Raw genomic sequence first — 7067 nt, forward strand, 5'->3', positions numbered from 1 at the left:
AGGGTTCCGGCATGGCAGCCCCCGGAGAAGGCCCCGCAGCACCCGACGTCGAGATCGGCCCCGTCGACCTGGCCGCCCGCGTCGACGAAGCCCTGCACGTCCAGGCGGCCGCCTTCGGACTGAGCCAGGACGAGATCGACGTACGCCGCCACATCGTCCTCAGGCACCTGGAACACCCCCACGCCCGCGCGCTCGGCGCCCTCGCGCCCGACGGGCGGCTCGTCGGCTTCGTCTACGGGCTGCCCAACGACCGCGCCCAGTGGTGGTCCACCGTCGTCGAGCCCTATCTGCGGGCCACCGGCTCCGACGGCTGGCTCGACGACTCCTTCGTCATCACCGAACTCCACGTCCACCCGGACCACCAGCAGCACGGCATCGGCCGCACCCTGATCACCGCCATCACCGACGCCGTCGGCCACCCCCGGTCGATCCTCTCGGCGATCGACAAGGACAGCCCGGCCCGCACGCTGTACCGCTCGCTGGGCTACCGCGACCTGGCCCGCCAGGTCGTCTTCCCGAGCGCCCCGCAGCCGTACGCGGTCATGGGCGCGCCCCTGCCGCTGCTGCGCCCGAGCTGAATGGATTACCGCCCGCCCGCGCCGCCCGGTTAACCTCGGGCTCACCACTTTCGCGAGCAGGAGTTCACCATGGCCCAGGTCCAGCGCATGTCCCGATTGATGATCAAGACACTGCGCGACGACCCGGCGGACGCCGAGACGCTCAGCCACAAGCTGCTGGTCCGCGCCGGGTACGTGCGCCGCAACGCGGCCGGCATCTGGTCCTGGCTGCCGCTCGGCAAGAAGGTCCTGGACAACATCTCCAACGTGGTCCGCGAGGAGATGGACGCCATCGGCGCTCAGGAGGTCCTGCTGCCCGCCCTGCTGCCCAAGGAGCCCTACGAGGCGTCCGGCCGCTGGGAGGAGTACGGCGACCTGCTCTTCCGCCTCAAGGACCGCAAGGGCGGCGACTACCTCCTGGGCCCGACCCACGAGGAGATCTTCACCCAGACCGTCAAGGACCAGTGCACGTCCTACAAGGACCTGCCGGTCATGCTCTACCAGATCCAGACGAAGTACCGCGACGAGGCCCGCCCCCGCTCCGGCGTGCTCCGCGGCCGCGAGTTCCAGATGAAGGACTCGTACAGCTTCGACACCACCGACGAGGGCCTCGCGCACTCCTACGCCCTGCACCGGGCCGCGTACATCAAGATCTTCGAGCGCCTCGGCCTGGACCACCGCATCGTCTCCGCCGTCTCCGGCGCGATGGGCGGCTCGGCCTCCGAGGAGTTCCTGGCGCCCGCCGCCGCCGGTGAGGACACCTTCGCGGACTGCCCGAACTGCGACTACGCCGCCAACACCGAGGCCGTGACCTTCGCGCTCGCCCCGGTCGACGGCTCGGCGCACGGCGCGGTCGAGGAGCTGGACACCCCCGACACCCCGACCATCGAGACCCTCGCCGCGCACCTCGGCGTCCCCGCCTCCGCCACCCTGAAGAACCTGCTGGTCAAGGTGGACGGCGAGATCGTCGCCGTCGGCGTCCCCGGCCACCGCGAGGTCGACCTCGGCAAGCTCGGCGAGCACCTCGCGCCCGCCGTCGTCGAGCTGGTCACCGCCGAGGACTTCGTCGGCCGTGACGACCTCGTACGCGGCTATGTCGGCCCCCAGGGCCTGGAGAAGGTCCGCTACCTCGCCGACCCCCGCGTCGCCCCCGGCACCTCCTGGATCACCGGCGCCAACAAGGACGGCAAGCACGCCAAGAACGTCGTCGCGGGCCGCGACTTCGAGGTCGACCAGTACCTCGACGTCGTCGTCGTCGAGGAGGGCGACCCCTGCCCCAAGTGCGGCACCGGCCTCACCCTGGACCGCGCCATCGAGATCGGCCACATCTTCCAGCTCGGCCGCAAGTACGCCGACACCTTCCAGCTCGACGTGCTCGGCCAGCAGGGCAAGCCCGTCCGCGTCACGATGGGCTCGTACGGCATCGGCGTCTCCCGCGCGGTGGCCGCCCTCACCGAGCAGACCGCCGACGACAAGGGCCTGTGCTGGCCCCGCGAGATCGCCCCGGCCGACGTCCACGTCGTCGCCGCGGGCAAGGCACTCCAGACGGAGCTGGCCCTCGACGTCTCGGAGAAGCTCAACGCGGCCGGCCTGCGCGTCCTGGTCGACGACCGCCCCGGCGTCTCGCCCGGCGTGAAGTTCACCGACTCCGAGCTCATCGGCGTGCCCAAGATCCTCGTCGCGGGCCGCCGCTCCGCCGACGGCGTCCTGGAGTTGAAGGACCGCCGCACCGGCGAGCGCGAGGAGCTGACCGTCGACGAGGCGATCGCCCGCCTGACGGCCGACCTGGCCTGACCGGTAGATCGCCCACATCGCGTACGAGGAGGGCCCCCGCGCTGCGTTGCGCGGGGGCCCTCCTCGTATGTACGCCGGACCGCTACAGCCAGCCCGCGAACTCCAGGTTGACCTCGCCCATCTGCCGCCGCCCCTCGGCCAGCGCGCGGGTGCCCGACTCCACCGCCCGGAACAGCGTCCAGCCGTGCAGCCGCGCCTGCTCCACCTCCAGCGACTCCGCCAGCTTCTTGACCCGCCGCCGGGCCGTCACCGGGCCGCCGGGGGAGGCGATCAGATCCTCCACCCGGTCCCGCACCAGCCGCGCCAGGTCGTAGGCGCGCTCGCCCACCAGCGGCTCCGGACCCACCGTCAGCCACGGCGCCCGCTCCCCGGACAGCACCTTGCTCTGCCGGAAGTTGCCGTGCAGCAACAGCAGTTCGGGCGAGCCCTCGACCAGCTCCGCCCGCGCCGCGAGCGCCGCGTCCACCAGCGGGGCCAGCTCCGGGTCGGCCTCGGCCGCCGCCCGCATCCCGGCGCTCTGCCGCTCGGTCCGCCCGGCCACGCTCTCGAAGGCGTGCCCGGCAGGCGGCTCCACCCACAGCCGGCGCAGCGTGCCCGCCGCCTCCAGCAGCGCCTTCGCCTCCGGCAGCGAGCGCAGCGACACCTCGTGGTGCAGCCGCTCCAGCAGCAGCGCGCCGGACGCGTCGAGCTCCGGGGCGGGAAGCGGCTTCACCGCGCCCCAGCCGTTCCAGTGCTCCAACGCGGCCCGCTCCAGCTCCGGCCCGGCGACCGGCGGGGCGATCTTCAGCGCGGCCGGGGTCCCGTCGGCCCGCCGCACCAGAACCACCAGGGAGCTGCGCCCGCCGGGGGCGGCCACCCGCTCCGCGGTGAGGCCGTCCCCGGCGGTGAGCGCCCGTTCGGTCAGCGCGGGCAGCCCGGCCAGCCAGTCGGCCGCCGCACCGTCCCCGTACATCTCACCGAGCGCGCGCACCAGGCGCGGCGGCGGTTCGAAACCCATACGTCGTGTGTTCCCTTTCCGGTCCTTCGTCTCAGCGCGCGCCGTCCGCGCCGGCGGCCTCCACCGGGCCCGTCGCGGCCGGATCCGCACCGGCGGCCCGCTCCGCGAGCCCCGGAAAGGCTACGTTGCCGCCCCGCCAGCGGGCCGACCGCACCGCGGCCTCCCGCAGCGCGCCCGCGGCGTCCTTGCGCCGGTCGCCCTCGGTGGCGCGTACGAGATCGGCGTACGCGCCCGCGATCCGGTCCTCCAGCACCGCGGCCAGCCGCACCGCCGACGGCGCGTCCACGACGGCGAACGGCAGAGCGTATGCGGCCTCCGAGACCACCGGCCGCCCGCCCAGGTCCCGGGCGGTGCGCGCCAGCGCGTCCCGGCGGGCCCGGTGCCCGTCGTACGCGGCACGGGCCTCGGCGCCCCGCTTCCCGTCGAGGCGGCCGCCCAGCGCCCCGTAGCCGTACACCGCGGCGTGCTCGGCGGCCAGCGCCGCCTGGACGGCGGTCAGCTCGGGGGAGTCGGAGTCCCCGTCGGAGGGCCGGACGGAACGGGTGCTCATGCGGCTGTCTCCTCGGCCAGTTCGGTCAGCAGATAGGCGTGCGCCGCGGCGGCGGCCGCCACCGAGGCCAGCAGCCGGGCCAGCTCCGGCCCGGCGGTCAGCAGGGCCTCGGTGTACGCGTCGGCCCGGCGGCGCTCGGCGGCCGCCAGCTCCTTGACCGCCGCCTTCGGCTCGGCGGACACCGGGCCGGGCGCCGCCGGAGGAGCGTCGGTCTTCGGGCGGCCCTTCCCGCGCGGCGGCGCCAGCGCCTTCCCGTGCTCCTTCACGGCCGCCCGCAGGGGCGCCAGGCCCGCGGCGGTCGCCGGATGGGCCCCGGCCACCAGGTCGTACCGGGCGAGCAGGAGGGCGCCGTCGCGCGCCGCCTTCTCGCGGAGCGTCCTCTCGGCCTTCGCGGCGTTCGCCCGCGCGCCGGAGTGCGCCGGCCTTCCGCTCCCCGTCGCCTCGTCGCCGCCCCCGCAGCCGGTCAGCACCGCGCCCAGGGCGAGGGCTCCCGTCGCGGTGAGCGCCCCCCTGCGCGTCGTCCCCGTGCGCCGCACGTTTCTCCTTCGGGCCTGGACCGGTCCTGACAGGATCTGTCCTGATGTGATCACCGCAGGCGAGCGTACCCGCGGCCGAGCGGCAGGCGGACGGCAACACCCCTGGCGACCGGATACCCTTTGACCTGACGCACGACGATCCCCACAACAGCACACGCGGCCGAGGAGTCACCCGGATGAGCACCACCCAGAGCGAGAGGCTGCGCGGGTTGCTGGAACCGCTCGTCAGCGCGCAGCAGCTGGACCTCGAGGAGATCGAGGTGTCCCGGGCCGGCCGCCGAGGAGTGCTGCGGGTCATCGTGGACTCCGACGAGGGCGTGGAGCTGGACGCCTGCGCGGAGCTGAGCCGCGCGATCTCCGAGAAGCTGGACGAGACCGACGCGATGGGCGAGGGCGAATACGTCCTCGAAGTCAGCTCCCCCGGCGCGGACCGCCCGCTGACCGAGCACCGCCACTACGTACGCGCCATCGGCCGGCTGGCCAGGTTCCACCTGGCCGGCGACGGATCCGGTGAGCTGGTCGCCCGCATCCTCGGCGTCGACGAGGACGGGCTCGACCTCGAAGTGCCCGGCGTCAAGGGCCGCAAGCCCACCGCACGCCGCCTCGCCTTCGACGAGATCGCCAAGGCGCGCGTGGAGATCGAATTCAACCGCAAGGACAAGAAGGAAGAGGAGGCGTAGCCGTGGACATCGATGTGAAGCTTCTGAAGGGCTTGGCGCAGGACAAGGAGATCCCCTTCGACGTGCTCGTCGGGGCGATCGAGTCGGCCCTCCTCATCGCGTACCACCGCACCGACGGCAGCCACCGCCGGGCGCGTGTGAAGCTCGACGAGAACGGCCACGTCACCGTGTGGGCCAAGGAGGACCCGGCCGACCTCGAAGAGGGCCAGGAGCCCAAGGAGTTCGACGACACCCCGTCCGGATTCGGCCGGATCGCCGCGACCACCGCCAAGCAGGTCATCCTGCAGCGGCTGCGCGACGCCGAGGACGACCGCACCTTCGGGGAGTACGCGGGCCACGAGGGCGATGTCGTCACGGGCGTCGTCCAGCAGGGCAAGGACCCCAAGAACGTCCTGGTCGACATCGGCAAGATGGAAGCCATGCTGCCGGTCCAGGAGCAGGTCCCGGGCGAGGAGTACACCCACGGTCTGCGCCTTCGTACGTATGTCGTACGGGTCGCCAAGGGCGTGCGCGGTCCGTCGGTGACGCTCTCGCGCACCCACCCGAACCTGGTGAAGAAGCTCTTCGCGCTGGAGGTCCCGGAGATCGCGGACGGCTCGGTGGTCATCGAGGCCATCGCCCGCGAGGCCGGCCACCGCACCAAGATCGCCGTACGCTCCACCCGCGCCGGCCTGAACCCCAAGGGCGCCTGCATCGGCCCGATGGGCAGCCGGGTGCGCAACGTCATGGCCGAGCTGCACGGCGAGAAGATCGACATCGTGGACTGGTCCGACGACCCGGCCGAGATGGTCGCCAACGCCCTGTCGCCCGCCCGGGTGAGCGAGGTCGAGGTCGTCGACCTCGGCGCCCGCTCCGCCCGGGTCACCGTGCCGGACTACCAGCTGTCGCTGGCGATCGGCAAGGAGGGCCAGAACGCCCGGCTCGCCGCCCGCCTCACCGGCTGGCGCATCGACATCCGTCCCGACACCGAGACGGACGAGGAGCGCGAGAACGCCGACCGCGAGCGGGCCGAGCGGGCCCGCGAGCGCTCGGAAAGGCGTTGACCCGGAGCGGGTCCAGGGAATAGATCTGGGCGGTACGCCGCTGAGATCACGACAACATCCGTTCGATTTTTGCCCCAAAGGGGTGAGGTCGGTACGGGGAGGTAGACTTAAACGTGTCTGGCCGGACGCAAGCCCGCGCTTGCCCCGAGCGAACCTGTGTGGGATGCCGGGAGCGAGCGGCCAAGAGCGAGCTGCTGCGCATCGTGGTGGACGAGGGCGCCTGCGCCCCTGATCCACGCGGTACGCTGCCCGGCCGGGGTGCTTACGTGCACCCTGTCTCTGTCTGTCTCGACCTGGCGGTTCGCCGCCGGGCGTTCCCCCGGGCCTTCAAGGCCAAGGGGCCGTTCGACACCGCGGCACTGACGCGGTTCGTCGAGCGGGTGACACCGTAAGAAAAGTGAACGGCACGGGTCCCCGTGCGGTCAGGTACCTCGCGAGTTGGAAGTAGGTCGAGATTGCGATGAGCACTCGATGAGTACGCGATGAGTACGCCCATGAAGTAGCGACGGTCCGGCGGTAACCCGGACCTAAAAGGAGCGAAGTGGCTAAGGTCCGGGTATACGAACTCGCCAAGGAGTTCGGCGTCGAGAGCAAGGTCGTCATGGCCAAGCTCCAAGAACTCGGTGAATTCGTCCGTTCGGCGTCCTCGACGATCGAGGCGCCGGTTGTACGTAAGTTGACCGACGCACTGCAGGGGCCCGGCGGCAACGCCGGCAAGTCCGCTGCCAAGCCTGGTGCGCCCCGCAAGGCGGCGCCCGCGAAGCCCGCAGCGCCCTCCCCGGCCGCTGCGGCACGTCCCGCTGCCCCGAAGCCCGGCGCACCGGCTCCCAAGCCGGCCGAGGCCGAGGCCCCGAGCAGCACCCCGGCGGCGCCCTCCGCGCCGTCGGCGGGCCCCCGTCCGGGCCCGAAG

9 protein-coding genes are annotated in these 7067 nt (G+C 72.7%); 6 read left to right on the top strand and 3 right to left on the bottom strand.

Annotated features, from left to right (window positions below; all coding sequences use genetic code 11):
* Window positions 1-11 precede the first annotated feature (11 nt).
* Both G3I54_RS33140 and G3I54_RS33145 read left to right on the top strand, forming a co-directional pair.
* Window positions 12-578 carry a GNAT family N-acetyltransferase gene (locus G3I54_RS33140; RefSeq protein WP_164620201.1) on the top strand — a complete coding sequence of 189 codons (567 nt, stop codon included), beginning with the start codon at window positions 12-14 and terminating at the stop codon, window positions 576-578.
* Window positions 579-647: 69 nt separating this feature from the next.
* Entirely contained in the window at window positions 648-2351 is a 1704-nt protein-coding gene (locus G3I54_RS33145; protein ID WP_164620203.1) for a proline--tRNA ligase, read from the top strand.
* Between the two features lie 82 nt (window positions 2352-2433).
* On the opposite strand, the gene G3I54_RS33150 is transcribed toward G3I54_RS33145, so the two are convergent.
* Genes G3I54_RS33150 through G3I54_RS33160 form a run of 3 tightly spaced genes read right to left on the bottom strand, consistent with a single transcriptional unit; the run spans window position 2434 to window position 4434 of the window.
* A complete protein-coding gene (locus G3I54_RS33150) occupies window positions 2434-3348 on the bottom strand; it encodes an aminoglycoside phosphotransferase family protein (RefSeq protein ID WP_164620205.1) in 915 nt (304 codons plus the stop codon).
* A 31-nt stretch (window positions 3349-3379) separates the two neighbouring features.
* Window positions 3380-3898: a ferritin-like domain-containing protein gene (locus G3I54_RS33155; RefSeq protein WP_164620207.1), complete on the bottom strand. Its 519-nt coding sequence runs from the start codon at window positions 3896-3898 to the stop codon at window positions 3380-3382.
* Window positions 3895-4434: a hypothetical protein gene (locus G3I54_RS33160; RefSeq protein ID WP_164620209.1), complete on the bottom strand. Its 540-nt coding sequence runs from the start codon at window positions 4432-4434 to the stop codon at window positions 3895-3897. The genes G3I54_RS33155 and G3I54_RS33160 overlap by 4 nt, the downstream gene beginning before the upstream one ends.
* Before the next feature lie 176 nt (window positions 4435-4610).
* Here G3I54_RS33160 and rimP point away from each other — a divergent pair, with 176 nt between their 5' ends.
* The 4 genes from rimP to G3I54_RS39850 all read left to right on the top strand — a co-directional run.
* Entirely contained in the window at window positions 4611-5114 is a 504-nt protein-coding gene (gene rimP, locus G3I54_RS33165) for a ribosome maturation factor RimP (protein ID WP_164620211.1), read from the top strand.
* 2 nt (window positions 5115-5116) lie between these two features.
* A complete protein-coding gene (nusA, locus tag G3I54_RS33170) occupies window positions 5117-6157 on the top strand; it encodes a transcription termination factor NusA (protein WP_030629635.1) in 1041 nt (346 codons plus the stop codon).
* Window positions 6158-6270: 113 nt separating this feature from the next.
* On the top strand, window positions 6271-6549 hold the full coding sequence (locus tag G3I54_RS33175; RefSeq protein WP_181009131.1) for a YlxR family protein: 279 nt from the start codon (window positions 6271-6273) through the stop codon (window positions 6547-6549).
* 149 nt (window positions 6550-6698) lie between these two features.
* The coding region (locus G3I54_RS39850) for a translation initiation factor IF-2 N-terminal domain-containing protein (protein ID WP_343240490.1) at window positions 6699-7067 on the top strand (369 nt) is incomplete at its 3' end.

The sequence above is a fragment of the Streptomyces sp. SID14515 genome, from assembly GCF_010548505.1.
Taxonomy (GTDB): Bacteria; Actinomycetota; Actinomycetes; order Streptomycetales; family Streptomycetaceae; genus Streptomyces; species Streptomyces caviscabies.